24 protein-coding genes and 2 other annotated features are annotated in these 26,049 nt (G+C 38.0%); of the genes, 2 read left to right on the top strand and 22 right to left on the bottom strand.

All coding sequences use genetic code 11. The features are described from left to right. Positions 1–64: 64 nt before the first annotated feature. Both B6F02_RS04330 and B6F02_RS04325 read left to right on the top strand, forming a co-directional pair. A complete protein-coding gene (locus tag B6F02_RS04330) occupies positions 65–652 on the top strand; it encodes a CYTH domain-containing protein (RefSeq protein WP_080146148.1) in 588 nt (195 codons plus the stop codon). Positions 653–875: 223 nt separating this feature from the next. Then, on the top strand, positions 876–1,505 hold the full coding sequence (locus tag B6F02_RS04325) for a DsbA family protein (RefSeq protein WP_080146147.1): 630 nt from the start codon (positions 876–878) through the stop codon (positions 1,503–1,505). A 53-nt stretch (positions 1,506–1,558) separates the two neighbouring features. Here the strand turns inward: B6F02_RS04325 and pepF are convergent, their stop codons facing one another. The 22 genes from pepF to pepA all read right to left on the bottom strand — a co-directional run bounded on the left by pepF (position 1,559) and on the right by pepA (position 25,959). Then, positions 1,559–3,376 (bottom strand): oligoendopeptidase F, encoded by a 1,818-nt coding sequence (pepF, locus tag B6F02_RS04320; protein WP_080146146.1) that lies wholly within the window; start codon positions 3,374–3,376, stop codon positions 1,559–1,561. Positions 3,377–3,462: 86 nt separating this feature from the next. After that, a complete protein-coding gene (locus tag B6F02_RS04315) occupies positions 3,463–4,608 on the bottom strand; it encodes a competence protein CoiA (RefSeq protein ID WP_179128521.1) in 1,146 nt (381 codons plus the stop codon). Between the two features lie 99 nt (positions 4,609–4,707). Beyond that, positions 4,708–5,367, bottom strand: a complete 660-nt coding sequence (locus B6F02_RS04310) for an adaptor protein MecA (RefSeq protein WP_080146144.1) — start codon at positions 5,365–5,367, stop codon at positions 4,708–4,710. Between the two features lie 298 nt (positions 5,368–5,665). After that, positions 5,666–6,073 carry a transcriptional regulator SpxA gene (gene spxA / locus B6F02_RS04305; RefSeq protein WP_143745214.1) on the bottom strand — a complete coding sequence of 136 codons (408 nt, stop codon included), beginning with the start codon at positions 6,071–6,073 and terminating at the stop codon, positions 5,666–5,668. Between the two features lie 382 nt (positions 6,074–6,455). Beyond that, on the bottom strand, positions 6,456–7,475 hold the full coding sequence (locus tag B6F02_RS04300; RefSeq protein WP_080146142.1) for a lipoate--protein ligase: 1,020 nt from the start codon (positions 7,473–7,475) through the stop codon (positions 6,456–6,458). A gap of 15 nt (positions 7,476–7,490) precedes the next feature. Continuing rightward, the gene (locus B6F02_RS04295; protein WP_080146141.1) at positions 7,491–8,234 is read right to left on the bottom strand and encodes an MBL fold metallo-hydrolase; all 744 of its coding nucleotides are present in this window, start codon (positions 8,232–8,234) and stop codon (positions 7,491–7,493) included. Between the two features lie 107 nt (positions 8,235–8,341). Then, positions 8,342–9,748, bottom strand: a complete 1,407-nt coding sequence (hemG, locus tag B6F02_RS04290; RefSeq protein ID WP_080146140.1) for a protoporphyrinogen oxidase — start codon at positions 9,746–9,748, stop codon at positions 8,342–8,344. A 446-nt stretch (positions 9,749–10,194) separates the two neighbouring features. Then, a complete protein-coding gene (locus B6F02_RS04280) occupies positions 10,195–10,725 on the bottom strand; it encodes a GNAT family N-acetyltransferase (RefSeq protein ID WP_080146138.1) in 531 nt (176 codons plus the stop codon). A 218-nt stretch (positions 10,726–10,943) separates the two neighbouring features. Next, entirely contained in the window at positions 10,944–11,303 is a 360-nt protein-coding gene (rplT, locus tag B6F02_RS04275) for a 50S ribosomal protein L20 (RefSeq protein ID WP_080146137.1), read from the bottom strand. A gap of 55 nt (positions 11,304–11,358) precedes the next feature. Beyond that, complete coding sequence (gene rpmI / locus B6F02_RS04270) at positions 11,359–11,559, bottom strand: 50S ribosomal protein L35 (RefSeq protein ID WP_080146136.1); 201 nt, start codon at positions 11,557–11,559, stop codon at positions 11,359–11,361. Positions 11,560–11,583: 24 nt separating this feature from the next. Then, positions 11,584–12,087 (bottom strand): translation initiation factor IF-3, encoded by a 504-nt coding sequence (infC, locus tag B6F02_RS04265; protein WP_080146135.1) that lies wholly within the window; start codon positions 12,085–12,087, stop codon positions 11,584–11,586. Between the two features lie 47 nt (positions 12,088–12,134). Continuing rightward, positions 12,135–12,315: a sequence feature (ribosomal protein L20 leader region), on the bottom strand. 59 nt (positions 12,316–12,374) lie between these two features. Continuing rightward, complete coding sequence (gene thrS / locus B6F02_RS04260; RefSeq protein WP_080146134.1) at positions 12,375–14,303, bottom strand: threonine--tRNA ligase; 1,929 nt, start codon at positions 14,301–14,303, stop codon at positions 12,375–12,377. 95 nt (positions 14,304–14,398) lie between these two features. Next, positions 14,399–14,627 (bottom strand) — a binding site (T-box leader). A gap of 58 nt (positions 14,628–14,685) precedes the next feature. Continuing rightward, the gene (dnaI, locus tag B6F02_RS04255) at positions 14,686–15,615 is read right to left on the bottom strand and encodes a primosomal protein DnaI (RefSeq protein ID WP_080146133.1); all 930 of its coding nucleotides are present in this window, start codon (positions 15,613–15,615) and stop codon (positions 14,686–14,688) included. Then, entirely contained in the window at positions 15,615–17,039 is a 1,425-nt protein-coding gene (locus tag B6F02_RS04250; RefSeq protein ID WP_080146132.1) for a replication initiation and membrane attachment family protein, read from the bottom strand. The genes dnaI and B6F02_RS04250 overlap by 1 nt, the downstream gene beginning before the upstream one ends. 38 nt (positions 17,040–17,077) lie before the next feature. After that, a complete protein-coding gene (gene nrdR / locus B6F02_RS04245; RefSeq protein WP_080146131.1) occupies positions 17,078–17,545 on the bottom strand; it encodes a transcriptional regulator NrdR in 468 nt (155 codons plus the stop codon). Between the two features lie 61 nt (positions 17,546–17,606). Next, positions 17,607–18,212 carry a dephospho-CoA kinase gene (gene coaE / locus B6F02_RS04240; protein WP_080146130.1) on the bottom strand — a complete coding sequence of 202 codons (606 nt, stop codon included), beginning with the start codon at positions 18,210–18,212 and terminating at the stop codon, positions 17,607–17,609. Between the two features lie 53 nt (positions 18,213–18,265). Beyond that, on the bottom strand, positions 18,266–19,090 hold the full coding sequence (gene mutM, locus B6F02_RS04235; RefSeq protein WP_080146129.1) for a DNA-formamidopyrimidine glycosylase: 825 nt from the start codon (positions 19,088–19,090) through the stop codon (positions 18,266–18,268). Between the two features lie 89 nt (positions 19,091–19,179). Continuing rightward, a complete protein-coding gene (gene polA, locus B6F02_RS04230) occupies positions 19,180–21,843 on the bottom strand; it encodes a DNA polymerase I (RefSeq protein WP_080146128.1) in 2,664 nt (887 codons plus the stop codon). Between the two features lie 201 nt (positions 21,844–22,044). Beyond that, positions 22,045–23,373: a UDP-N-acetylmuramate--L-alanine ligase gene (murC, locus tag B6F02_RS04225; protein WP_080146127.1), complete on the bottom strand. Its 1,329-nt coding sequence runs from the start codon at positions 23,371–23,373 to the stop codon at positions 22,045–22,047. Positions 23,374–23,518: 145 nt separating this feature from the next. Then, positions 23,519–24,202 carry a hypothetical protein gene (locus tag B6F02_RS04220; RefSeq protein ID WP_080146126.1) on the bottom strand — a complete coding sequence of 228 codons (684 nt, stop codon included), beginning with the start codon at positions 24,200–24,202 and terminating at the stop codon, positions 23,519–23,521. A 41-nt stretch (positions 24,203–24,243) separates the two neighbouring features. Further along, positions 24,244–24,855 carry a YtpR family tRNA-binding protein gene (gene ytpR, locus B6F02_RS04215; protein ID WP_080146125.1) on the bottom strand — a complete coding sequence of 204 codons (612 nt, stop codon included), beginning with the start codon at positions 24,853–24,855 and terminating at the stop codon, positions 24,244–24,246. A gap of 33 nt (positions 24,856–24,888) precedes the next feature. Next, positions 24,889–25,959 (bottom strand): glutamyl aminopeptidase, encoded by a 1,071-nt coding sequence (pepA, locus tag B6F02_RS04210; protein ID WP_080146124.1) that lies wholly within the window; start codon positions 25,957–25,959, stop codon positions 24,889–24,891. Positions 25,960–26,049 lie beyond the last annotated feature (90 nt).

Below are 26,049 nucleotides of genomic sequence, written 5' to 3'. Positions count from 1 at the left end.
GTCAATTCTATTGTACCATATTTAAGGATAAATCCGTAACAGAGACGACAAAGCGAGGGTACTAATGAATCAGAATATTGAGATTGAATATAAAAATTTATTAACTGAATCAGAATATGCTGGGTTATATAAAACGCTGAACTTTGCAGAAGATAACTCTTTTGTACAAGAAAATATTTATTTTGATACGAAAGATTTTTCTTTAAAACAAAAACGATTGGCTTTAAGGATTCGTATTAAAGATCAGCAGGCCGAGATGACTCTAAAATCTCCTCATAAAGGTCATCTGTTAGAAACCAACCATATGTTGCAGTTAGATGAAGCAAGAACTCTCATTAAAAATAGAACTTTAAAACCAGAAGGGAAAATTGCAGAAGTCTTAACCAGTTATGACATCGATTTAACATTACCAATACAAGTCTTTGCACAGCTGAAAACAAAACGAGTCGAAAAAGCGGAAAAGAATAGTTTAATTGTTTTAGACAAAAGCTGGTATGCCGATCAAGTAGACTACGAACTTGAAGTAGAGAGCTCTACTGCTGCAGAAGGAACAGAACTTTTTGAGCAGTTACTCAAAGAACTCCATATACCTAAACGGGAAACTCCGAATAAAATCGCTCGAGCATTTGCTGCCTTAAATATAGAATATTAGTGCTTTTTATGGTTTCGATGTTATTTGTGACGAAATTGTCACAGCCTGTAGAATTTTATGACAAAATCCGTGCAGATAATTATTATTCTGTTATGGTCTTTGTTAATCTATTAACTGTAAAGGACAACCCGTCCTATTAATAGACGCTAGATTAACAGACAATATACCGAGTGTTCAAATAAGTAACACACTCAACAAAAATCTATAATATAAGGTGAGTTTAATGGCTTTAACTAATACAATCGAAATATTTTTATTTATCAACCCTTTAGGCAGAAAAAGTTTTGAAGCAGAAGAAATGATTGAATCATTTTCAAAAGAGCGCGAAGAAAAAGTCAAAGTTCGCTTCATCCCGCTTTTGAATTTCCGATCTGTTAAAAAACAACTGCTGGATGAAAAAACAAATCCAACATCTGTCGATCACCGCAACAAGTTATATACCGATTCTTTTAATGCTAGTCTGGCATTTGCCGCTGCTTCTATGCAAGGTAAAAAGAAGGCTCGAAATTTCTTGATGATCCTGCAAAACAGTATCATGGAAAATAGAAATGTATTATCCAGAAATGTAGTAATGGAAAGCGCGCAATCTGCAAAGCTTGATCTGGAAATGTTTGAGGAAGACTTGAACTCTGATTTAGCAAAACGCGCATTTACAAAAGATCAGAAGTTAGCTCAAGAGATGGCTGTACAGGATACACCAGCTTGTGTACTCTTCAATGACTCTGATGAAGAATATGGATACCGCATCGACTCTGTCATTTCTAAACAACTTCTGCACGGTTTATGTTCCGATCAAGCACTTTCTACAGAAGATTCAGATATAAAAACCAAATACCGTTTCCAAACGGTTTAATAGAATCATTAAAAGCCCGGAAAAAATCCCGGGCTTTTTTTGTTCTTCTTATATTAAAGGTTTAGTTCTTTTAAAACACTTTCCAGTTCATTCAGTCTTTCTTCAAAAACCTTCATTGCTTTTTCAATGTACGTTTTATTTGTCATATCCACACCAGCTTTTTTCATAACTTCAATTGGGAAGTCGCTGCTGCCAGCTTTCAGATAATCAAGATATTGTTCTAATGCACCTTCTTCTTCATCAAGAATCTTGTCTGCTAGTGCTGTAGCTGCACAGAAACCTGTTGAATATTGATACACATAGTAATTATAGTAGAAATGAGGGATACGAGCCCATTCATATTGAATTTCAGGGTCTTTTTCAACTGCTTCTCCATAATATTTGCTGTTGATTTCTGCATAGTTCTGGCTAAGATATTCAGCTGTCAGAGGCGTTCCTTTTGCTGCTTCTTCATGCATAAAATGCTCGAATTCAGCAAATTGTGTCTGACGGAAAACAGTCCCTTTAAATCCATCGAGATAATGATTTAATACATACGCTCTTGCCTTAGGGTCATCTGTTGTTTTCAATAGATAATCTGTCAGGATGTTTTCGTTGGTTGTAGAAGCAATTTCTGCTAAGAAAATAGAGTAGTCCCCATACACAAACGGCTGATTCGAACGTGTAAAGTAACTGTGGGCACTATGTCCTAATTCATGAACTAATGTATACAGATGATTCAATGAATCGTGCCAGTTTAATAAAATATAAGGATTAGTATCATAGTCTCCTGAAGAATATGCACCACTGCGCTTGCCTTTATTTTCTACGACATCGATCCATCTGTTATCGAAAGCCGTCGTCAGTACTTCTTTGTACTCGTCTCCTAATGGTGCCAGTCCTTTTAAGGTTTCGTCTTTTGCTTCTTCATAAGTGTATTTCAGACTTGCTTCCCCTGTAATCGGTGTATAAAGATCATACATATGCAATTCTTCAACATTTAACAACTTTTTACGCAGTGCCATATAACGGTGCAATAAAGGCAGATGATCATTGACAACTTCTATTAATGTATCATGTACTGCTTCAGGAATATGGTTAGCAGATAATGCTCTTTCACGTGCAGACTTGAAATGATGCACTGATGCTTGGTAATTATGATTTTTAACATTAGCAGATAATGTACTGGCAAAGGTATTTTTTAACCCTTCATAAATTTCATACATTTTTTTGAAAGCTTCTGCTCTTACTTCGCGATCTGTACTTTCCAGCAATTGGCCGTACATCCCATGTGATAATTGGACTTCTTCTCCGTTTTCTCCTTTGACCTTTGGAAAACTCAAATCAGCATTGTTCAAAACACTGAATGTCTGACTGGAGGAAGAAAGAATATCACTAGCTCCTGCCAACAGAGCTTCCATTTCAGCGGACAGCACGTGCTCGCGATTAGAAGTCAACGTTTCGACGTAATGTTTATAAAGCTGCAGAGAAGATTCTTCCTCAAAATACTGTTGAATCGTTTCTTCAGATAAGGAGAGTAATTCAGGTTCAAACCATGAAGTCGCTTCACCGGCTTTTGTTGCTAGTAATCGGGCGCGGTCATTCATCGCTTGATAAGTACTGTTAGATGTATCCTGGTCATTTTTCAAGTGTGCATACACATAAACAGATCCGAACGAACGATAGACGTCCAACAAAGTTTCAAGAGCTTTTAAGAATGCTCCTGATCCATTGCCTAAAGTCCCTTTCAAATCGGAGATTGATTTAACTTTTTGTTCTGTTTTCTTGATTGCTTCTTCCCACTCAGCATCTGATTTGAAAATGACGGTTAGATCCCATGTTAATTCTTTTGAAACTTCTTCTCGTTTTGGCAATGTTTTCACTTCTGACATTGAAGTCCCTCCTAATATTTAACTATAAGATAATCATAACATAATTTGAAAATCATTAGAATATGCAAATGATTATTATTGTTTATTCAGGATCTATTATTATAGTCAGCACAGAGTTTCTGGAATTTTCTTTCTTCATTGTCGTATCGCTCAGCAAACTGAGAAAGTCTCCACTTGCCTTTCTTAATTTTCTTCAACACGCCGCTTTCACTTAATTGATCTAAATAGTGTTCTGCAACTTGCACAACAAACCATGGCGAAAGCTGTACATTTCTTATCAGCTTCACCTCTGCTGCTTCAACCCACTGACATAATTTATGCTGCAGCTTTTTATAGGTAATAATCGTTCTTGGCGGATACGACTCGACCCACAACAAGAGCAGATATTTCCATTCAAAGGCAGGCGTTTCAATGAGCCATTCATGATCCACTGCCCAATATAGTTCGATCGGCATACTCATAATGGTTTCATTGTTGATATATAAGCGTTCACAAAAAGACCTTATGGATTGATCTGAGGAACGAGCTGCTCGCAGCAGTTTTTTATGCCTTTCCAGCACATTCTCTTTAGAAACTTTGCTTTTCACCGCAGATAACGTGTTATCGGATTGCCCAAGCAATTGTATCAGAGTCTGAATTTTAATACGTTTACTATTGTACTGCCAATTTTGGGAATATTTTTTTGAAAGATGACTAAGTAAAATCAATTTCTGTTTAGTAGATGAGTACTGCAACAGATAAAAAGCATAATCTGGAGAATACTGAATGAACGATTTCTGCAAAGTTGTAAGCGGCATGCCTTTTCTGAATAGTTTTTCACCAAGTATCCAGCAGACTGTGTATCCGAATCGATTATACTGCACTGTTCTTTCAATCATTCGTTCAATCGGCAACGGACTGCACTGGTATTCTACTGCAATTTTCTTTTCTCCAACCACCATAAGGATATCTGGGCGTTGTTTCAATTCCTTTAAATAAGCTTCTAGTTCTGCTGGGTATCCTAAATTTTTAAAATGAGTATACAGTTGTGTTTTCCCATTTAGATGTTCTAACGTTTCTCCTTCAGAAAAAGTATCACAGGCTTCTTTTGCATAATGAGCAAAATGAGGAACTTTGTTCTTTCCATTTTTCAAAAACACCCTGTTTTTACAACCGGGACACCATAATTGTTCTGTTCTATCTGCTTGTAGATCACTTGCCATAATAGATTGATTTTTTTCTGTCATTGCCATTAACATATCCGTCACCCTTTTTACCTGTTTCTAGACTATTGTCTTTTTCAGTAAAAAGTCATCAAAAAAACCGCAGAAGAATCTTCTGCGGTCCCTATTTTACTTAAAATAATGTCTGATTAATTCCAAAGCGCTTGTTTCCATAATTTTTTCAGCATATTCGTCTAGAACTTCTCCAGAGATAGTACTTTTTTCGCCAAACTCTAAGGCTTGAGCTACTTCTTCATCAACTGTTTTGAACGTCATCTCTTCTACAAAGAATACTAAGTGAAGATAATATTGGTCCTTGAATTTGTACAGGTTAGACAGTCCGCTTTCAAGATAATATTCTTGAGCCATCATGATCACTTGTTCGAAATTCTGAAACACGAATACGACTTCTTTTGTTTTCGTGTCTTGTGCATTCATATACTCTTCTACTCCGTCTTCTTTTGTATTTTGAGAAAGTTTCTCGTTTAACATTTTAACAGGGTCCACCATAGAAGATTCTTCAATATTACTGTTCAATTCATCTCTAAACTGAGCACCTTTGCTAATGAATAATTCTAATCCATTGTTATTGGGCATGACTTGGAAAGTAACAGCATCAGACTCCTGAAATTCTTCATCAATATCAACTTCTTCTAAAATGCTATAAAAAAAGCTTTCAATCTGTTTCTGGTTCCCTAATAAATCAAGAAAAGTAATGCCTCTTTCTTCGAGGTCCGTATTTTCTATTTTGACACGGATCGTGTCTTCATTAATGTGTTCGATCTCCATATTTCCAGCACCTCATTCCTTCACTGATTGGTAGGCATTAAACTTCATGTTACTGTATTGCCTTTCGTAGGACAGGGATTCTATTAAAATTTCTATAACTCCATTGTAGAGGTTTTTGTATAAAAATAAAGCTAAAGCCTCTAAATATTTAGAGCCTACGCTCTTGATATTATACAAAATGACGCCGGTGAATACAAGTGACTGAAACAGAGAATATAAAAAGATTCGACTATGCTGTCAACAAAGTCGAATCTTGCCAATTCAATGTTCTTTATTGCGAATCATCGATCACTTCTGATCAACTGTTGGAAAGTGCCACTAGTCTTTGAGCTTTCTGAAGTTCTAATGCTCTGACTTCTCTTGGTATAAATTGACGAATTTCATCTTCATTGTATCCGATCTGCATACGTTTATCGTCCAGAACAATCGGTCTGCGTAATAAACTTGGTGTTTCTTGAATCAGTTCATACAATTCTCTCATTGATAAATCATCAATATCCACATTTAATTGCTGATAAGCTTTAGAACGAGTGGAAATGATTTCCTCTGTTCCTTCCTCTGTCATACGCATAATTGATTTGATTTCATGGATGCTGATAGGTGTGGAAGCTATATTTCTTTCTTCATAAGGGATTCCGTATTCTTCTAACCATGCCTTTGCTTTTCTGCATGATGCGCAACTCGGTGATGTAAATAATGTGACCATTATGTATTTCTCCCTTCAGTTGTTCTGTATATTTTAATCATTGGTTTGTTTGTTGACTACATTGATAACTATAAATGAATTGTGAACACTTGTAAACCCCTTTTTGTCATTTTTTTGTCAAAATATATATTTCTTTTGTGTAACTTAAATGTAAATAATAATATAAAATGCTTAATGATAATATGTAAAGCCTTTTCTTAAATCTAAATTACTTAAATCAATTATTTGTAATCATTATAATTTAGATATTTTCTTTGTCACAGTTACTAAAAAATATCACTTATGAATTCAGTAAGAATGCCTTTACTGCAAAGTAATGATATGCATTATAATGAAAGAAAAACCACTGCTGGTCAATCAGCAATGGTTTTCTTCTACACTTTTAATAAAATAATTGAACTAATTCTTCTATGTCAACTTTACCAAAGTATTTATTAAGATCAATCTCTGTAAAAGTTTCTCTAATTGATTTTTCTTCATAGGTTTTACCGATGAACTTTTCTTCTACATCTGAGATTTCTCCTAGACCGAAAAAGTCCCCATAAATTTTAATATCTTTGATTGTCCCTCTATCAACATTTAATTTAACTTCGACAGTTCCGATGGAAAGACGTTCGCTGCGCTCTAAGTCGAATTTTGGTGATTTCCCATAATTCCAATCCCAGTTCGCTGTGTATTTCTCAGCAAACTTATCGATCTTATTCCAGTCTTCTTCAGTTAATTTATATTCTTTTACTTCAGCAACATTGTCGACATCAAATATATTCAGCAGTAACTTCTCTTTGAAGTTCTTAGCATTCATATATTGATAGTCATCATTCAAGTAAGGCTTGATATTTGTAACTCGACTTCTGATCGATTTGATTCCCTTAGATTCTAGTTTGTGTTTCTTTGGTTTCAAAGCACCGACAACAGCTTCAATTTCAGAGTCAAACATCAATGTCCCATGAGCCGTTAATCTGCCGTTTTTAGAATACATTGCATTTCCAGAAAATTTCTTATCATCAATAACAAGATCATTTCTTCCTCTGAGCTCCGCACCTTCTACACCCATTTTATGCAGGGCATCTATCACAGGTGCTGTGAATTTTTTGAAATCTCGGAATGAATCTCCGTCGTCTTTTGTTAAAAAGCAGAAACATAGGACACCTAAATCATGATATACTGCTCCGCCGCCTGAAAAACGTCTGACAACCGTTACGTCGTGCTTATTGACATAATCTGTGTTCACTTCTTCAAATGTATTCTGATTTTTCCCGACAATGATCGCATTATCATTGATATAGAACAAAAGAATCGGTTCATCTAATTCGATTTCATTGAGTAGATAGTATTCGATTGCCAGATTGATTCTTGCGTCATGAATTTCTTTTCCATTTCTTTCATTTTTTACATAATACATCATTCAGACTCCTTTTCAGACGATAATTTCTAAATCTTTTTCTGCTAAAATTGTTTTGGTCTTTGGCGCTTCTTCAGCTGCCTCTTTTCTGAGCTGGTCCAGATTCCCTTGTTGCGGCAAATGACTCAGTACTAAAGTTTTAACATTTGCTTTATGCGCAATCTGTCCGCATTCTTTAGAAGTCATATGCACCAGATGATTTTCCATTCCTCTAAATAAATTTGTATCTGTGATCAGCAGATCGGCATTCTCAGAAAAAGGGATCAGTTCTTCAATGAAACCAGAATCTGCTGTAAATACGAATACTTTTCCTGTATTTCTTTCAACAATTCTGAAAGCATAACATGTCACTGGATGAAGGGTTTTTAAGTGAGAAACTTCAAATGGCCCTATTGTAATCTGGTCACTTTCTGTGTAATCAACCCCTTGACTGACATCTTCCATTGTTGTTTTTTCGAACGCTTGCTCATCATCACTGTGTCCGTATATCGGAAGTATAGGTGCACGGTTTCCATGCTCGTCTCTTTTCAGTTGTCTTGTAAACTGCAAAACACCAAGATCTGCAATATGATCATGATGATAATGAGAAAGCAGTACTGCATCTAGTGCTAATGGATCAACATGATGCTCCAGCGCTAACAATGAACCGCTGCCTGCGTCTAATAATAAATGATACCCTTCCGACTCAACTAGATAAGAACTCGTTCCTATGTCTCGAGTAGGATACCCGCCATAATAACCTAAAACTGTTACTTTCATTTTTTTCTTCCTTTCTATTTTATTCCAGAATACTCCACTTGAAAACAAAAAAACAACTAAACCACTATATTACATATAGTTTAGTTGTTTTTCACAGTATTATTCAATTAATTGATACTATTTTGTTTTTTTAAATGCTGAATCACTAGCTTACTAACTTCATTTCCCTGCTCTATACAACTGTTAATTCCGAATCCGGCAATACCGTTCCCAGCTAAAAACACACCTGGGTATTGCTGATTCAGGACATTGGTCAACTCAACGGTCTCTTCCTCGGTCTTGAAAGCAGAGTTAAGATAAGAATTCGTCCAGCGCTTTAAGATATGGTAAATGGGTGCTTCTTTAATGCCCAGTATTTTTTCTAAATCTTTAAGAAGCAGCTCTTCGATTTGCTTGTTGCTTAAAGAGAGCATGATCTCTTCATTCCCTCTACCAAAATAGACACCGATCATTTCTTCTTCTTTATTTTTCAAGCTTTCCCATTTTTTGTTCAGCCAAACGATACTTGAAATATGAGAGTCATTTCTTCGAGAACAGAAAATCCCATTTCCTTCAGGCTTGTTTTCAATCGATCCTTTTGGAAAACTGAACATTGCAAACCCTACGGAACTGGACTTAATCCCTTTAAACTGGTCCATCAATTCAGGATCATTAAATAGTTCACGATAAGAACCAGGGTCGGTAGCTACAACGATTGCACCTACTCTGACTTGCTCTTTTTTGTTAATATCCAATATATACGTGCCTTCAATACTTTTTTGGATCTCTGTAACCTTTTTAGAGAATAATACATGCTCTTTGACTTCGTCTAAAAGTGCTGTAATGAGGGTTTCAAGTCCACTTTTAAATGAAATCTGGTTGCCATTTCCATCCAGCAATTCAGGATTCGCTTCAATTGCATTCGTCAGATTTCCATATTCCTTTTCCAACTGAACGATTTGCTTGTTCAATACTTCAATACTGGTTGTTTCCATATCATTGACATAGATTTCAGAAAAATAAGGTTCTGCTACATACTCAGTTAATTCAGAGCCAATTCTCGTTTTTAGATAATCCATTACACTTGTATTTTTCTGAACTTCGCTTGAAGAAAAATAAGTATCTCTTAAATAAGAGAGTTTGCCTTGGAAAGATAAGATATCATATTTCCAGATATCCGAACGCCTAGCTGGAATACCGTTATAAGAAGGATTATCAAAATGATATAACTTATTGAATGCATAAATATCCTGTTTCCCAGACTGACTATAAGTAACTTCATTATCTAAATTCAGTTCTTTGATCAGTTCCATTGCAGAACCGGATCGTATATCAATGGACTCCGCTCCAAGATCCACATACTCTTCACCAATTTTCATTGTATGGATCTTTCCGCCAGGACGAATCGTCCCTTCCAAAACGATTAGTTCAAAAGGCAGATGGTATTTCTTTATCGCTTTTTTCAAGCGATAAGCAGTGACTAACCCCGTAATACCGCTGCCTATTATCGCGATTCTTTTCTTTGATCTTCTCATAGCCTCATACCTTCCGTATCTATATAAGGGAGTTTCTTGTTGGCTGATCGTCTCTTAAAGCTTTTCCATGTATCTATGATAGCCATGCTAGATAATGAAGTTTGACTCTCTGCTTCATCATAATTGACAATCGACCTCATAGCACACTTTAGGCAGAAAGCGGGTTGGTCCAACTTCATAAAGTATTATTCTACATATTTATACAATCAGTTTTTAATTCTATGTATTGCAATGCAAGCTGTAATAAATCAATAGGCAGGAATTCACCCACCTGAAATTCTATCTGTGCTTATCAATGCCTTACCTTTTAATCCTCTTTCATTATAACATGAAATAGACATTTTATCCGGTCTTTTTAAAGAGGTTATAATATTGTAATACAGTAATACGTTTTTATTCAACAGACTATGAATTTATACAAACCTATTTATATTAGGATTTTTCATCTAAAGAGCCAGATAATAATATATGTCTCCTGTGCCGTTCAGCTTTGTGAAATCATAGTCTCGCGTATTGAAACCGCCTATTTCAAAACCATACTTCAAATAAAAACGGTTAGCTGCCAAATTGTCCGTTTGGGCGACTGTAGTGATGCCCTTTTGCTTTTTTTCTATTACGATTTCTTTGACTTTATCCATCAAGAAAGATGCTGCCCCTTGCTTACGGTAAGTTTGATTGATTTTCAGATCGCTGAGATAGACATACTGGTTCCAGCGATATTCTAATACTGCTAAGCCGATACACTGTTCTTTGTCATAGAGTCCTACAGCAAACCCCTGTTCTGCAATAGATTCATATGAATAGTTTTCTTGTGGGAATTTTTCTGTTTTATTATGTGTCCACAGCTTCTCCGTGTACGTCCATTGATGATCCATTCTATTGACGATCATTTCTCCAAATTGTTCAAAGGATTCGTTTGGAAGTCTCAAATCTTTTTCATTTTCTTGATCAATGATCCTAACATGTAATGTATTCATACTATTCCTTTCTAAATATCGATGCTTGATCCTTCACAATCTCTGATGGATGTGTTCTCCTTGTCGATAAAGTTGTTATCTTTATTGTATCATAATAGCGTAACCTTTTTTCTTTTTAAATCGACTGTTCAACGAACGGTGAGCGTTATCAGTGAATCTAACTATTATGTAATTACATAAAGACCCTGCTGTTACCAGCAAGGTCTTTAACAGAATTATTATTTAGATAGTGCTTCTTTAGCTTGGTCAGCCAAAGTTGTAAATGCAGCTGCATCGCTTACTGCTAATTCAGCTAACATTTTACGGTTCATGTCGATCTCAGCAAGTTTAAGTCCGTGCATAAACTTAGAGTAGCTTAAACCGTTCATACGTGCTGCAGCGTTGATACGTGCAATCCATAATTTACGGAAGTTACGTTTATTTTGTTTACGGTCTCTGTATGCATATTGATATGATTTCATTACTTGTTGTTTTGCAACTTTAAACAAGCGATGTTTCGCTCCGTAATACCCTTTAGCTAGCTTTAAAACGCGATTACGGCGTCTGCGAGTAACGACTCCACCTTTAACTCGTGCCATTGTTGATTTCCTCCTTAGTTACGCTGCAATAGATCCGCAGCGCGCTTACCATTTCTTATTTCATTTTTGCAAGTTGTTGTCTGATACGTTTGTAGTCACTTTGTGAAACTAAAGTAGATTTGCGCAAGTGACGTTTTTGTTTTTGAGTTTTGTTTGCAAACATGTGGCTGCGTTTTGCGTGGCTGCGTTTTAGTTTGCCAGTACCTGTTCTTTTGAAACGTTTTGCTAACCCTTTATGTGTCTTTTGCTTAGGCATTGTTGATTTCCTCCTACACTTATCTTATTTCTCAGATTTCGGTGCAAGCATTAAGAACATGCTACGACCATCCATTTTAGCTTTCGATTCGACTTGTGAAATGTCAGACGTTTCTTCCGCCATACGTTCAAGTACTTCACGACCGATTTCTTTGTGAGTAATTGCGCGTCCACGGAATCGAATAGATACTTTCACTTTATCGCCTTTGTCCAAGAATTTACGAGCGTTACGCAATTTCGTATTGAAATCGTGGTCATCAATAGTCGGACTCAAGCGAATCTCTTTGACGTTAACGATTTTCTGATTCTTTCTTGCTTCACGTTCTTTTTTCTGCAGTTCATAGCGATACTTACCATAATCCATAACACGAGCCACTGGCGGTTTAGCGTTTGGTGCAACTAGAACTAAATCTAAATTGGCATCTTCAGCTAACCTCATTGCCTCGTTGCGTTGGACTACCCCAATCTGTTCACCGTCTTTGCCGATCAGACGTACTTCTCGAGCACGAATACGATCATTGACAATCATGTCTTTTGCTATGGTGGTTCACCTCCAAAGTATTTGCGAGAAAGCTCAGACAGAAAAAAAGACGGAGCCTTTATAAAAAGCCCCGTCTTTATCTCCGCTATCAGATCATAATCTGATATTCAAGACAACCAAATGACCTGCATAAGGCTGCCTTGAGTTATATACGTTCGATATCTGCCCTAGGACCAAAATCCTAAAGGCGAGAAGCGGGTGCTTCTGCTTTGTTTTCTCAACTTTTATATCTTACCACTTATTCATATTTTTGTCAACAAGTGTTTTTTATTTTATTATTTTATTGATTCTGCGACAATCTTTTTAATGAAATCTTCTTTAGAATACGTCACCGTTTCTTTTTCACCATACTTACGTACGCTCACACTGTTATTTTCGACTTCATTATCTCCAACTACGATTTGATACGGGATCTTCAATGTTTGAGCATGGCGAATCTTATAGCCCATTTTTTCATTGCGGTTATCAATCTCAACTCGTAATCCTTTAGACTGCAGTTCATTGTTCAATTCATTAGCATAATCAGCATGGATATCCAAATTGACCGGAATGATTTTCCCTTGGACCGGAGCCAGCCAAGTTGGAAATGCACCTTTGTATCGTTCAATCAGGTAAGCTACGAACCGTTCCATTGTTGAAACAACTCCGCGGTGGATGACAACTGGTCTATGAGTATCATTTCCATCTTCCCCAACGTATGTCAGATCAAATCGCTCAGGAAGCAAGAAGTCTAGTTGTACGGTAGATAGTGTTTCTTCAATACCTAAAGCCGTTTTAACTTGTACGTCCAGTTTTGGTCCATAAAACGCTGCTTCTCCTATAGCTTCAAAGTACTCAAGTCCCATTTCATCTAATGTATCTTTCAACATGGATTGAGCTTTGTTCCACATAGCATCGTCATCAAAATATTTTTCTGTATTTTTGGGATCACGATAACTTAAACGGAAACGATATTCATGGATATCGAAATCTTCATAGACCGCCAGCATTAATTCTACTACGCGACGAAATTCTTCTTTGATTTGATCAGGACGGACAAAAACGTGTGCATCATTCAGTGTCATCTCACGAACTCGTTGTAATCCAGATAAAGCTCCGCTTTTTTCGTAACGATGCATTTGACCAAGTTCAGCAATACGAATCGGCAAGTCACGGTAACTTCTAACGTCGTTTTTGAAGACCATCATATGATGCGGACAGTTCATCGGACGCAGTACCAGCATTTCCCCATCTCCCATGTCCATTGGCGGGAACATGTCCTCGTGATAGTGATCCCAGTGTCCGGATGTTTTATAGAATTCGACATCTGCCATGATTGGAGTATAAACATGCTGATACCCCATGCTGATCTCTTTATCTGTAATGTAGCGTTCAATGACGCGACGGATCGTTGCCCCTTTAGGAAGCCAGAAAGGTAATCCTGAACCAACTTCTGAAGATAGCATGAAAAGATCTAGTTCTTTGCCCAGCTTACGGTGGTCACGTTCTTTTGCTTCTTCACGCATCTTAATAAACTCTTTTAATGCTTTTTTATCAAAGAATGCTGTACCGTAGATACGCTGCATCATTTTATTGTCAGAGTTTCCTCTCCAGTAAGCACCTGCTAGTGATAACAGTTTGAATACTTGGATACGGCCAGTTGAAGGAACATGAATCCCGCGGCATAGATCAACAAATTCTCCTTGTTCATATACAGAGATGACTTCTTGATCCGGCAGGTCTGTAATCAATTCTACTTTATAAGGATCGTCTTTGAATAATTCTAAAGCCTCTTCACGAGAAAGTTCTTTACGAACGATTGGAAGATTCTCTTTTACGATCGTCATCATTTCTTTTTCAATTTTTTCAAGATCTTCATCTGTGATGGGTGTTTCAGTATCTGTGTCATAGTAAAAACCTGTATCGATTGATGGACCGACACCGAATTTCACATCAGGATAAAGACGTTTGACAGCTTGCGCCATCAAATGAGCAGTGGAGTGGCGCAAAATGCCTAGTGCATCCTCATGATCAGGAGTAATGATTTCCAGTTCTCCATCTTCATATAAAGGTTTATTAAAATCAACCTGAATTCCATTCCACTTTCCAGCTAGACCTTTCTTTTGAAGTGACTTGGCAATACTGCCGGCAACATCTTTTGGTGTTGAACCAGCTTCAACAGTTTTTACTGAACCATCTGGTAATTTAACGGATATATCTGACATTCAATTTCCTCCTATAGTGAGTTTATTCTGTTATTTGGACTAAATCTTTTATAACTGCAAATAAAAAGTCCCATTGAAAAAGAATAGTTCTTTTTCAATGGGACGCAATGGTTTACGTGGTTCCACCCAAATTTATAGAAAACAAGGTGATTCCTGTTTCTATCTTCTTTCAGCTCTTTAACGCAGAGAGACGGCCGTTTCTACTTCATTCAAAACAGCACTCGAAAGGGGTCGATGATTACTCATTTTAGAAGACTTGCAGCAACTGTCTTCCTCTCTAGGAAAATGATAGGAAATCAAAGATGTCTTTCTCAAAGTTTTTTCTTTCAATTAATAATAGTAGAATATCATGCTTGTTGTAAAGTTTCAACCGTTATTTCTATTACCCATTTCTACGGTTGTCCCCTGTCATTTCCACTTCTTCTGCCAGGAATTTGATCCGTTCCATAATACGTTTGGCTTTCAGCGGTTCAGTTTCTCCACGTTGAGAAACACGGAAATGTTCTTCTTCCAAATGGGCCATATCAAAGTTAGAGGAGAAAAAGGTCGGCAGCTGTTCCTGCATCCGATACTGGAGAATAACGCCTAGGACATCATCACGAATCCAACTGGACATTGAATCAGCACCTATATCATCAATCATCAAAATATGCGCTCTTTTAAAGACATTCAACTTTTCTTCTGTTGTATTCTGTCCAATAGAGTTTTTCATTTCTACTGCAAATGTTGGAAAATGTACGAGCGTAGAGGCATGCCCCTGCTCTGAAAGCTCATGAGCGATGGCTCCAAGTAAGAACGTTTTTCCTACTCCAAATTTCCCATGCAGATATAATGCTTTATGAAATTTGTTGGGATCTGTCAAGAAATGGTCAATGAAATCGTAAGCCTTCTGGACTGCATCGACTCTTCCAGCTGTACTTTCAAACTGTTCCATACTAAACTGTTTGATATCTTTAGGCATATACATTGAGTGGATCCGCTCTTGCACTGCTTCCAGTTTCTGACGATTCAATAAATCCGCAGAGGGTTCGTAAGCAACGTCCACTCTTCGGTTATTGATCAGCAGTCTAGGAACATATCCCGGCATTAATTCACCGCTTTTGGCAGCCGCCTTCTTTTTTTCAATGACGAACTCATATAATTTGGCTGCACTTTTTTCGATTGCTTCTTTATCCAGAATATTTTTATGTTCTGCAATAAACTGGCGAACATCAGGATCAGAGAACACTTCATTCTTCATAATTTCTCTGAAGCGCTGATTCATTTTACTCGTATCCATCATATTTTCCAGTTGGCTGCGAATACTTTCCATTATTGCTCACCACCTTTGTTCCGATTTCGAATCCGTTCCAGTCGTTTTCGGAATTCTGCTTGTTTTTCCAGGTCAATCTCTTCCCCTTTATTTTCTTCGGTCGCCCATTCAGGAAGCGTTTCTTTTTTTGCATTTGATTGATTCTTATATCTGGATGGATGTTTTTTCTGAGTTTTCCGTTGCGTATTGTTTCTGGACTCAGCGTATAGTGTTTTTACTTTTTTAAGCGCCGCTTCCGGGGAAGCAATTTGATTTTGAGCCCAGTCATTGGCCACTTTAAGAGCCAGGTTCTTTTCCAGTACAGGAGCGTTTTTCCCGATCAGAATATAGTTGATCAAGATATTCACTACGGCTGAGGGTAAAGACGACTGTTCGACCAGCTCTTTGATGACCCACATTTCATTGCTTGAGACAAACCCGCCTTTTTGTGACTTGATTGAGCTGAGATATTCGCCTGGTTTTACTTCTTCTGCGTGAAGGATCACTTCAATCTCATGATCATTAAACCCCTCTTGCGTCAACCGGTAGCGGCGATTGGAAGATTGTGTTTGTTCAGATTGGATTGTTTCGCCTACATAATCATTCAACTGAACTCGATTGGCTTGCTGGCGATGAAAGGCTTGCTGTACAATTTGCGCCAATTTATCCTGATCTACTTTTGAGGTCTCAATATTCGTTGCCTGCAAAACGTATTTTTGCAAATCCAATTCGTTCAACCCGTAAATCTCATGAAGGGAAAGGATCACGGCTCTGACTTCTTGGTTAATAGAGCGCTTGTCAATAAACTGACGATTCAGCCCGTCCATAAAAAATTTCCAGTCAAATTCACTTTGTTCGTTAAGTTGACTGCCGGGTGAAAAATCCGGCTTCTCGTTCAAGATCGGCTTGATTGGAATCGTGTTCAGTTGATTATGTTTCTGTATATTAAAATGGTAAACATCCAGAAACGATTTTGTAATTTCTGTATAGTCTTGTTTATTCGGTTCATCTATTTCAAACTGGCTTCTGATTTCATTGAATAGTCGTTCACCGACTTTTTCAAACAGAATCAATCTCATCATATGATCGTTGAAAAACTGAACAGCAGACAATGGCGGCTTCAGTTCAAAAAGATAATGATCTGTTTCCTTATTGCTTTTATATACATTCAACAACCCGAGTCCTTCTAAACGGATACGAGCTTGATACAATTCAGGAATCCCCATATCTAAAACCGCCAATAATGTAGATAGCGGTTTTGGTTCCGTCCAGCTGTTTGCTGAATGGATAGCAGCTTTCAGCTGCATATACAGTGCATAAGCTGCATTTCCTATAAGCGGCTGATAAATCGCCGTTAATACCTGAACATCCTGATCAGAAAGGGGAATTGACTGTTTTAATGTGTAATGATCTTTTGGACTAACATATTGCCATGGGTAATTCATTTCTTTCCCCTTTCTTTGAGGTTGATTAAATATATTTCTTACTCATGTTCTTTTCGTTTCTTATCTAGTTCCTGCATTTCTTTCATGAATACTTCAATATCTTTGAATTGTCTATAAACGCTTGCGAAACGAATATAAGCTACATCATCTAAATCGGCCAGTTCTTCCATTACGTATTCTCCGACTTTTGTAGATTTCACTTCGCTTTCTCCATGGTCTCGGATCTTGTATTCTACTCGATTGACAATCCGCTCTTGTTCTTCAGCTGTGACAGGACGTTTTTCGCATGCTCTTCTTAATCCACGCAGCAGCTTTTCTCGGCTGAACTCTTCTCGGTTGCCATTTTTCTTCACCACTAATATTGGTGCTTGTTCCAATCGTTCAAATGTTGTGAAACGATATCCGCATTTTTCACATTCTCTGCGTCTGCGAATGGCTTTTCCATCATCTGCCGGCCGACTATCGACTACTTTGCTTCCGTTATTTTGACAGCGAGGACATTGCACAGTTATCAGTCCTTTTCTATGATCTTTCCGATAATTTGATAATGCCTATTATACCACAGGTTTATTCGCTGTAATACCCTTTATGAATAAGCCAGTCCGTTACTTGCGCTTCTGTTTCGGCAATGGTTCCATCATTATGAATCACTGTATCAGCTTTTCTTGCTTTTTCAGATAGCGGTATTTGCGCTGAGATTCGAGCTTTAGCCTCTGCTGCTGTTAACTGATTTCTTTTCATTAAGCGGTCCATCTGCGTCTGCTCATCTACATAAACAACCATTACTTCATCAACTTCCTGATCATACCCTGCCTCATACAGCAAAGGAATATCTAGAATAATCAAGGATTCGTGATTTTTTATATGTTTATTTTTCTCTTTGATAATCCATTCCTTAATATAGACTGCTAAACATTGATCTAGCGCTTTCCGTTTTACTGGGTCGCTGAAGACCATCTGTCCTACTTTATTTCGGTCCAGCTGACCTGTCTCTAACAACACTTGGTCTCCGAACAGCTTTCTGACAGCTTCCAGCCCAGGTGTACCAGGTTCCAATATCGCTCGAGCACCTAGATCGGCATCGACGATTTTAAATCCGTGCTTAGAAAATAGGCAGCTGACTGTTGATTTGCCTGTAGCAATTCCGCCGGTTAACCCCAATACATATGACATACTTTCCCACCTTCGACCTGCTCAATATAAACCTGCACCTTAATCAAAACTGCTTAATCCTGACAAACAGGACAAAAATGCGTGCCTCTTTGAGCGACTTTGATTTTTTCAATTGTATTTCCGCATCGCCGACAATTTAAGCCACTTCGTCCATATACGTTTAATTGTGCTTGATAGGCACCCGTTTCTCCAAAAGCATTCTGATACGTACGAATTGTTGTTCCGCCAGCAGCTACCGCTTTCCTCATAACATCGAGGATCGCCGTCCGCAAGGTTTGCACTTCTTCAACCTTCAGTGAATCAGCATATCTTTCAGGATGGATGCTGGCTTCGTATAAAATCTCATCCGCATATATATTCCCAATACCAGCCACAATCGTCTGGTCCAACAGAACAGCTTTGATCGATTTTTTCCGTTTCTTTAAGTTTAGTTGAAATGGTTCAATAAGCAACCCTTCTTCAATAGGCTCGGGCCCTAATTTTTTCAAGGAAGGATGATTTTCCAGCTCGCTGTGCTCAATCAATGACATGCGTCCGAACTTCCTGACATCCAAGTATCTTAATTCCGCTTCTTCATCCAGTTCAAGAATCACATGCGTATGCTTAGAGAATGGAACTTCTTTCTTTTCTATACGATACTTTCCTTCCATTCTAAGGTGAGAAATCAAAACATCTTTACTCAAATGAAAGATCAAAAATTTCCCTCTTCTATCAATGGAGTGAATGGTTTGTCCAACGATCCGTTGCTCAAAGTCTTCTATACGGTTGGGTTCCGCTATGATCCGGGGCCATAAAACTTTGGCATTCGTAATCTTTTTACCTTTGATCAATTTTTCTAGACCTGTTCTGACACTTTCTACTTCTGGTAATTCAGGCACTGCTTTCTTCCTTTCTTTTTCAGGGTTCAAAGGGAAAGAAGCAAGAAAAAGCTTAATATTCCGCTTTGATTCTTGCTTCTTTTATTTAATTATTTTGCTTCATACCAGCTGTCTCCCCAGCTGCTTTCTACTTTAAGCGGTACAGATAAATCAACGGCCGTCTCCATGACTTCTTTGACTAAGTCTTTTAATACGGGGATTTCTTCTTCCGGAGCTTCAAAAATCAGTTCATCATGAACCTGGAGCAGCATTGTAGCCTGCAGTCCTTTTTCTTCAATTTTATCTGCCATATTGATCATTGCTACTTTCAGTATATCGGCAGCACTCCCTTGAATCGGCGTATTCATCGCCGTTCTTTCTGCGAACGTCCGCAGATTGAAGTTGCGAGAGTTGATTTCAGGCAGATACCTTCTTCTGTGGAATAAGGTATCTACAAATCCTTTATCTTTGGCTTCTCGTATAATATTATCAATAAATTGTTTAACACCAGGGAATCTGTCAAAGTACGTATCAATATATTCTTGCGCTTCTTTTCTGGTAATATTCAGACTTTGAGATAAGCCGTAATCACTGATTCCATAGACGATACCAAAGTTAACGGCTTTTGCATCTCTGCGCATATTCGCCGTTACTTCGCTGGGATCCTTCAGATCAAAGACTCGCATAGCTGTACTGGTATGGATATCTTGTTCTTCAATAAATGCTTGCTTCAGATGGTCGTCATCTGAAATATGCGCTAAGACTCGCAATTCGATTTGTGAATAATCTGATGCGAAGATTTTCCAGCCCTCTTTTCTAGGAATAAAAGCTTCCCGGATCTTTCGGCCTTCTTCCAGACGCACTGGAATATTTTGCAGATTAGGATCTACTGAACTTAACCGTCCTGTACGAGCTACTGTCTGCAAGTAACGAGTATGGATCTTGCTTGATTCTGGATGAATCACTCTCAACAAGCCTTCAATATAAGTAGACTGAATCTTGGCAATCTGTCTGTACTGCAAAATATATTCAACGATCGGTGCTTCGTCTTTTAATTTTTCCAGAACATCTTGAGCTGTAGAGTAACCTGTTTTTGTTTTCTTAATAACTGGATATCCCATTTTTTCAAACAAGATTACGCCCAATTGTTTAGGGGAATTGATGTTGAATTCTTCGCCAGCTTCTTCAAAGATTCTTTCCTCGATTGAAGTTAATGTCTCTGCAAATTCTGCTTTCATTCTTTCAAGACGGTCGGCGTCTACTGTGATTCCTTGAATCTCCATCTCCGCTAATACAACTGCCAGCGGAATTTCCATGTCTTTCAACAGCTCTTCTTGCTGATTTTCCACTAGTTGAGCATTCATCTGGTTAGAGAGCGTCACAATTGCTTGTAATTTTCGTGCAATATGGTCTCTCATTAATGATAAATCATCAGGGACTTTCTTCTTTTTGCCTTTTCCATAGACCACTTCATCTGGAGAAACTGCTTGATAGTCATGTTTATTAGCGATATCCGCTACATCTCCGCTGCTGCTGTCTTCTGCTGTGAGCAGATAAGAAGCAAGCAGAATATCAAAACTTGTTCCTCTTAACTTCAATCCTTTACGATTTAATGCTACATAGGTCCGCTTTGTATCGTATACAGCTTTTCGGATCGTTTCAGACTCTATCCATTTTTTGAAAGCCTCTGATTGGAAAGCTTGAAGCGGTTCCGCAACGAACCGATTTTTTTCATTTCCCCATCCGACAGAAACGATTTCTGATTGATGGTAATTATCGTCCAGCATTTCAATGTAAAGTGCCATATCCGGTTCAAACATATCATCAGTGATTTCGTGCACATACTGATACTCAATATCATCCACTTCATCTGCTAGCTGTTCCATATATTCAGCTGTGTCTAGTTTGTTCAAGTGAGATTGGAAGTCCATCTCTTTATAAAAAGCAATCAAATCTTCCATATTCATTCCAGCGTAAGCCAGTTCCTGCAAGGTGATCTCGATTGGAGCATTGACATCGATCGTAGCCAGCTTTTTACTGAGCAGTGCAGTTTCTTTTTCATTGATCAGGTTTTCTTTTCGCTTGGACTTTTTCATTTCATCTATTTTTTCATAAAGTTTTTCGATAGAATGATACTCTTTCAACAGTTTCAGAGCGGTTTTCTCTCCAATATTAGTTACACCAGGGATATTATCGGATGAGTCTCCTGCGAGCCCTTTCATATCCACAATCTGATACGGCTCGATGCCCATTTCTTCCATAATCGAGTCTGCTGAGTATTCTTTTAAATCACTGACGCCTTTTTTGGTAATATCAATCCTGACTTTATGAGATGCCAGCTGTGTCAAATCTCGATCTCCTGTCAGAATCACTACATCAAACCCTTCAGCTTCAGCCTGTTTCGAAAGTGTTCCGATAATATCATCCGCTTCATAATTGACAAGCTGATAAGATTTCAAACCGAAACCGGCAAGCAGATCTTTAATAAAAGGAATCTGCTCGGCGAATTCCGCTGGCATACTGGATCTTCCGCCTTTATAATCTTCAAAGTATTCATGACGAAAAGTCGTTTTCCCGGCATCAAAGGCCACTAATGCATGCGTTGGTTGTTCTTTGTCTACAATTACTTCCAGCATATTATGAATACCATATAATGCATTTGTGTGTAGACCGTTTCTGTTTTTCATTCGTTCTAACTGGCTATGTAAGCCGTAAAAAGCACGAAATGCTATACTATACCCATCAATTAATAATAATTTCTTTTGCTCAGCCATCAGCTTCGACTCCTCATTTTATCCGTTCAATTAAGACATCATTTTACTTATTTTATCAAAAATGGATACTTTAAAAAAGAGAACGTCCTTATTCTGCAGCTTTATTCATTCAAGAGATGACAAAACTGGTTTTTAGCCACAAAAAAACTACCTCTAACGAGATAGTTTTATGAAAATAGCCATATTTATCTAAACATTTTTTTAATATTGTGCTTTTGTCTGACTTAACAATGATTCAAAGGCATGCTCAAACTTCTCAACATCCCCAGCTCCCATAAAGACAAAAACAGATCCTCTATGTTTCAGCAGCGGGGACATGTCTTCTTCGCTGACAACAGAAACACCTTTTTCTGTTTTATCCAGCAGGTCTTCAATCGTGATCGTACCCGACTGTTCTCTGGCAGAAGTGAAGATTTCACAGAGATAAACAAAATCCGCTAAATCCAGTGCTTCACCAAACTCGCTCAGCAAAGCTACTGTTCTGGTGAATGTGTGCGGCTGGAAAACAGCAACGATTTCTCTGTCAGGATATTTTTGACGTGCTGCGTCCAAAGTTGCTTTGATTTCTGCAGGATGGTGAGCATAATCATCTATAATAACTGTGTCCATCACTTGTTTTTCAGTGAATCTTCTTTTAACTCCAGAAAAACTTTTCAGACGTTCAGCCACTTTATCCTGGTTGACTCCTTCGTAATGGCAAAAAGCAATAACGCCTAATGCATTTTGTACATTATGCTTTCCGAAAGAAGGAATCGTAAACTGGCCATAATAATCTCCACGCACATAGACATCAAAGGAAGATCCTTCTGTAGTGCGGACCAGATTTTTTGCCTGAAAATCGTTATTATTGCCAAAGCCATAGAATACAACGGGGACAGCTACCTGCAGGTTTTGTAACCGCTCGTCATCACCGCAGGCAAATACTGCTTTTTTAATATGCGAAGCGAAGGTCTGGAAAGCTTCTTCCACATCTTCAATGCTCGTATAATAATCTGGATGATCAAAGTCGATATTGGTAATCAGTGCGTAGTCCGTCTGATAAGCCAAGAAATGTCTGCGGTACTCGCAGGCTTCTAATACAAAGTATTCTGCATCTTCTTCGCCATGTCCTGTACCGTCTCCAATCAAGTAACTTGTCTTTTCGATTCCGCTCAAAACGTGAGATAATAGCCCAGTTGTACTGGTTTTACCATGTGATCCGGTAATAGATACACTTGTGAACTGATTGCTCAATTCTCCAAGGAAGTCGTGGTAGCGAATGACTTTTAATCCTAATTCTCGTGCCCGAACAATTTCTTCATGTGTGTCAGGAAATGCATTTCCTGCAATAATGATCATATTTTCTTTAATATTGTTTTCATTAAAAACATAAATTGGAATGTGAGCTTTTTCAAGATTTTCTTGGGTAAAAAAGAACTTGTTGACATCTGAACCCTGTACATCAAATCCTTTGTCGTGCAGAATCAGCGCTAACGCACTCATTCCAGAACCTTTAATTCCAACAAAATGGTAAATTTTCGATTGATCCATTTTTAAAATCCTCCAAATATTTGCTATACGCTGATCCGCATAGTCTCTTGCCTATGGCATAAACTAGATTAATTACATACGATTGTATACTATAATGGAAAAAGTTCAAAAAATCTAGTCTTTGACACATTTAAGAGATAAGACTTTATTCATTTTCATCAGAAAAAAATCCTGGAATATTCCTTTTTTTCTCATTATTGCCTAACTGTTCTTCTTGGATGATATGCATCAGTGATCGTTTCAAGCGCATTCTTTTGTTATTTGGATTTTCGCTGCTTTGGGTATCTTTTGAAGAAAACTGTTCTTTCAAAGTTTTAGGCTGCTGACTATACTGCAATTTTTCAGCGTTTTCGAACGACTGACTTTTCTCTGAATCCCGCTGTCCTTCTTTACTCCACTGTTGACGCAATTCAGGTGTCGCAAATTCTTCAAACAAGATAAAGTCTTCTGCCGGTTTCTCAAGCTCTTGCTTTAATTGTTCGTAACTCCATTTTTCTTCTTGCTTTAACGCCGGTTGTTTATAACCAAAGATGGGAGAAGGCACTTTACTGGCTTCAAATGGCGGTTCGATATAATGCTCTGAACGTATAGACGCAGGATTGCTTTTTCGCTCATTCAAATACTCCTGGAACCCTTTCTCAATATCATTTCTTTTTTTAATCTGGCTGGGAAGCGTATGAGCAGTTTTTTCTTTGAACAGCTTCCGATCATTTGCTTTTTCATCTTCTGTCTTAAAAAGCCCCATATTATTTTTTAGACGTTCTGTAGAAGTATGTTCTATCTGCTTATAAGTGTGTTTTAAAAAACTTGGTCCATCGTAGTCTTTCACATCGCTTCCTCCTTTCGCATCTAGATTAAATTTCTGTTAGCTTAACGTTGTGCGGTAAAAGGTTTACCCGTTTCTTCTGAATCTTCCAGTACTAAAATTCCTTTGGTTGTTTGTTCCATACCTAGTTCTTTTGCAGAACAGATCATGCCGCTGCTTTTTACGCCGCGTAGTTCACCTGGCCAGATCACTAATCCGTCCGGCATAACAGCTCCTGGTTTTGCGACGACTACTTTTTGCCCTTTTTCGACATTAGAAGCTCCGCAGACAATCTGAACAACTTCGTTATTGTCTATTTCTGTTTGTGTAATATTTAAATGATCTGAATCTTCCATAGGGGTACATTCTTTAACAAATCCAACCACAAATTTCGGTGATTCATCAGCTGTCAATGTGTCTTTCCAGCCGTTCGCTTCTATTTGTTGATTTAAAGCCGATACTTGAGATTCCGTTAAAGTAATGGGACCATTTTCAGCAACTTCTATAATAGAAGATGCATCAAAAAAATTATAACCTGCTGTTTCCCCTGTCTCTTTAATGCTGATTTTTGTTACATTTCCTTTTCGTTCTGCTATTTGTTCTTCAACAGAAATTTGTTTCAGCTGAACGGTCAATACATCGTTCATTCCTTTATTGTTATAACTGCTAATTAACATAATCTACTCCTCTTGCTTTCTTTAATCTTCTTTTTAATGATTTCTCAATGTTTCCAGTGTTGACTTGTCTAAAGATTTGATGACTTGAATGACCATTTCTCTTGCAGCTTCGTAATCTTCAATATTAAATAACGTCTGATGTGTATGAATATAACGAGCACATACTCCAATAACGGCGCTAGGGATTCCGTGATTCATCTGGTGAGCAGCTCCAGCGTCTGTTCCGCCTTTAGAGATAAAGTACTGATACGGAATATTATGCGTCTCTGCAGTATCCAGTAAGAAGTCACGCATTTCTTTTGAGAGTATCATTCCTGGATCTTGTATCCGCAGTAAAAAGCCTTCTCCCAGTTTTCCATAGGCATCCGGTCCGCCGGCAATATCATTCGCAGGGGAACAGTCAACTGCCATAAAGACATCTGGATCAAACTTCGTAACAGCCCCTTTTGTTCCTCTCAATCCAACTTCTTCTTGAACATTTGCACCAGCAATCAATGTATTCGGAAGATGCTCTCCTTGCACAGCTTTCAGTGCTTCTAATACAACTGCAACACCATAACGGTTATCCCAGGCCTTGCCCAAAATCGTTTTTCCATTTGCCATTTTAATGGTTTCTACTTGCGGAACGATTGTATCTCCTGGTCTTACGCCATATTCCATCGCTTCATCTCTTGATTCGAATCCGGCATCAAATAAAATATTTTCAACTGAGGGTGCGCTAGCCGTTTTCCCTTTCAATAAATGCGGCGGGATAGAAGAAGAAACCACAGGATAATTTCCTTTACTTGTCTGCAGTGTAAAGCGCTGGGCAGAGACGACATAAGGGTTCCATCCTCCAAGCGGTACAACTTTAAACAAGCCTTTTTCTGTTATAGCTCCAATCATGAACCCGACTTCATCCATATGAGCCGCAATCATCAGTTTCGGTGCTCCTGTATTTTCGGACTGCTTGATCCCAAAAATGCCACCTAGGCCATCTTGTTCTACCCGATCTACAAGCGGGGTCATTTCTTCTTTCATATATTGACGGACGGCATGTTCAAATCCGCTGGTCCCTTGTAGTTCTGTTACTTTTTTAATCAGTTCAAACGTTTGATCTCCCATTATTCTCGCCAGCAACCTGACTGGCTTTCCTCCCTTTATGTCAATTCTAGAATACTCAAGCTTACTGTTCACAGGTTTGCGCCGTTCATT

This window comes from Marinilactibacillus piezotolerans (assembly GCF_900169305.1).
GTDB classification, from domain to species: domain Bacteria; phylum Bacillota; class Bacilli; order Lactobacillales; family Carnobacteriaceae_A; genus Marinilactibacillus; species Marinilactibacillus piezotolerans_A.
The sequence above is the reverse complement of the archived record's forward strand: the minus strand, read 5'-3'. Positions and strand labels throughout refer to the sequence as shown.

Excerpts from the sequence above, each read along its gene's own strand:
- B6F02_RS04250 (WP_080146132.1), bottom strand. The coding sequence starts at position 17,039 with ATGAATTACCCATGGCAATATGTTAGTCCAAAAGATCATTACACATTA.
- B6F02_RS04295 (WP_080146141.1), bottom strand. The coding sequence starts at position 8,234 with ATGAAAGTAACAGTTTTAGGTTATTATGGCGGGTATCCTACTCGAGAC.
- pepF (WP_080146146.1), bottom strand. The coding sequence starts at position 3,376 with ATGTCAGAAGTGAAAACATTGCCAAAACGAGAAGAAGTTTCAAAAGAA.
- B6F02_RS04310 (WP_080146144.1), bottom strand. The coding sequence starts at position 5,367 with ATGGAGATCGAACACATTAATGAAGACACGATCCGTGTCAAAATAGAA.
- B6F02_RS04315 (WP_179128521.1), bottom strand. The coding sequence starts at position 4,608 with ATGGCAATGACAGAAAAAAATCAATCTATTATGGCAAGTGATCTACAA.
- ytpR (WP_080146125.1), bottom strand. The coding sequence starts at position 24,855 with ATGTTAATTAGCAGTTATAACAATAAAGGAATGAACGATGTATTGACC.
- rplT (WP_080146137.1), bottom strand. The coding sequence starts at position 11,303 with ATGGCACGAGTTAAAGGTGGAGTCGTTACTCGCAGACGCCGTAATCGC.
- coaE (WP_080146130.1), bottom strand. The coding sequence starts at position 18,212 with ATGTCATATGTATTGGGGTTAACCGGCGGAATTGCTACAGGCAAATCA.
- infC (WP_080146135.1), bottom strand. The coding sequence starts at position 12,087 with ATGATTGTCAATGATCGTATTCGTGCTCGAGAAGTACGTCTGATCGGC.
- B6F02_RS04330 (WP_080146148.1), top strand. The coding sequence starts at position 65 with ATGAATCAGAATATTGAGATTGAATATAAAAATTTATTAACTGAATCA.
- pepA (WP_080146124.1), bottom strand. The coding sequence starts at position 25,959 with ATGGGAGATCAAACGTTTGAACTGATTAAAAAAGTAACAGAACTACAA.
- B6F02_RS04325 (WP_080146147.1), top strand. The coding sequence starts at position 876 with ATGGCTTTAACTAATACAATCGAAATATTTTTATTTATCAACCCTTTA.
- B6F02_RS04280 (WP_080146138.1), bottom strand. The coding sequence starts at position 10,725 with ATGAATACATTACATGTTAGGATCATTGATCAAGAAAATGAAAAAGAT.
- rpmI (WP_080146136.1), bottom strand. The coding sequence starts at position 11,559 with ATGCCTAAGCAAAAGACACATAAAGGGTTAGCAAAACGTTTCAAAAGA.
- dnaI (WP_080146133.1), bottom strand. The coding sequence starts at position 15,615 with ATGGAAAGTATTCGCAGCCAACTGGAAAATATGATGGATACGAGTAAA.
- thrS (WP_080146134.1), bottom strand. The coding sequence starts at position 14,303 with ATGTCAGATATATCCGTTAAATTACCAGATGGTTCAGTAAAAACTGTT.
- polA (WP_080146128.1), bottom strand. The coding sequence starts at position 21,843 with ATGGCTGAGCAAAAGAAATTATTATTAATTGATGGGTATAGTATAGCA.
- spxA (WP_143745214.1), bottom strand. The coding sequence starts at position 6,073 with ATGGTCACATTATTTACATCACCGAGTTGCGCATCATGCAGAAAAGCA.
- B6F02_RS04300 (WP_080146142.1), bottom strand. The coding sequence starts at position 7,475 with ATGTATTATGTAAAAAATGAAAGAAATGGAAAAGAAATTCATGACGCA.
- hemG (WP_080146140.1), bottom strand. The coding sequence starts at position 9,748 with ATGAGAAGATCAAAGAAAAGAATCGCGATAATAGGCAGCGGTATTACG.
- murC (WP_080146127.1), bottom strand. The coding sequence starts at position 23,373 with ATGGATCAATCGAAAATTTACCATTTTGTTGGAATTAAAGGTTCTGGA.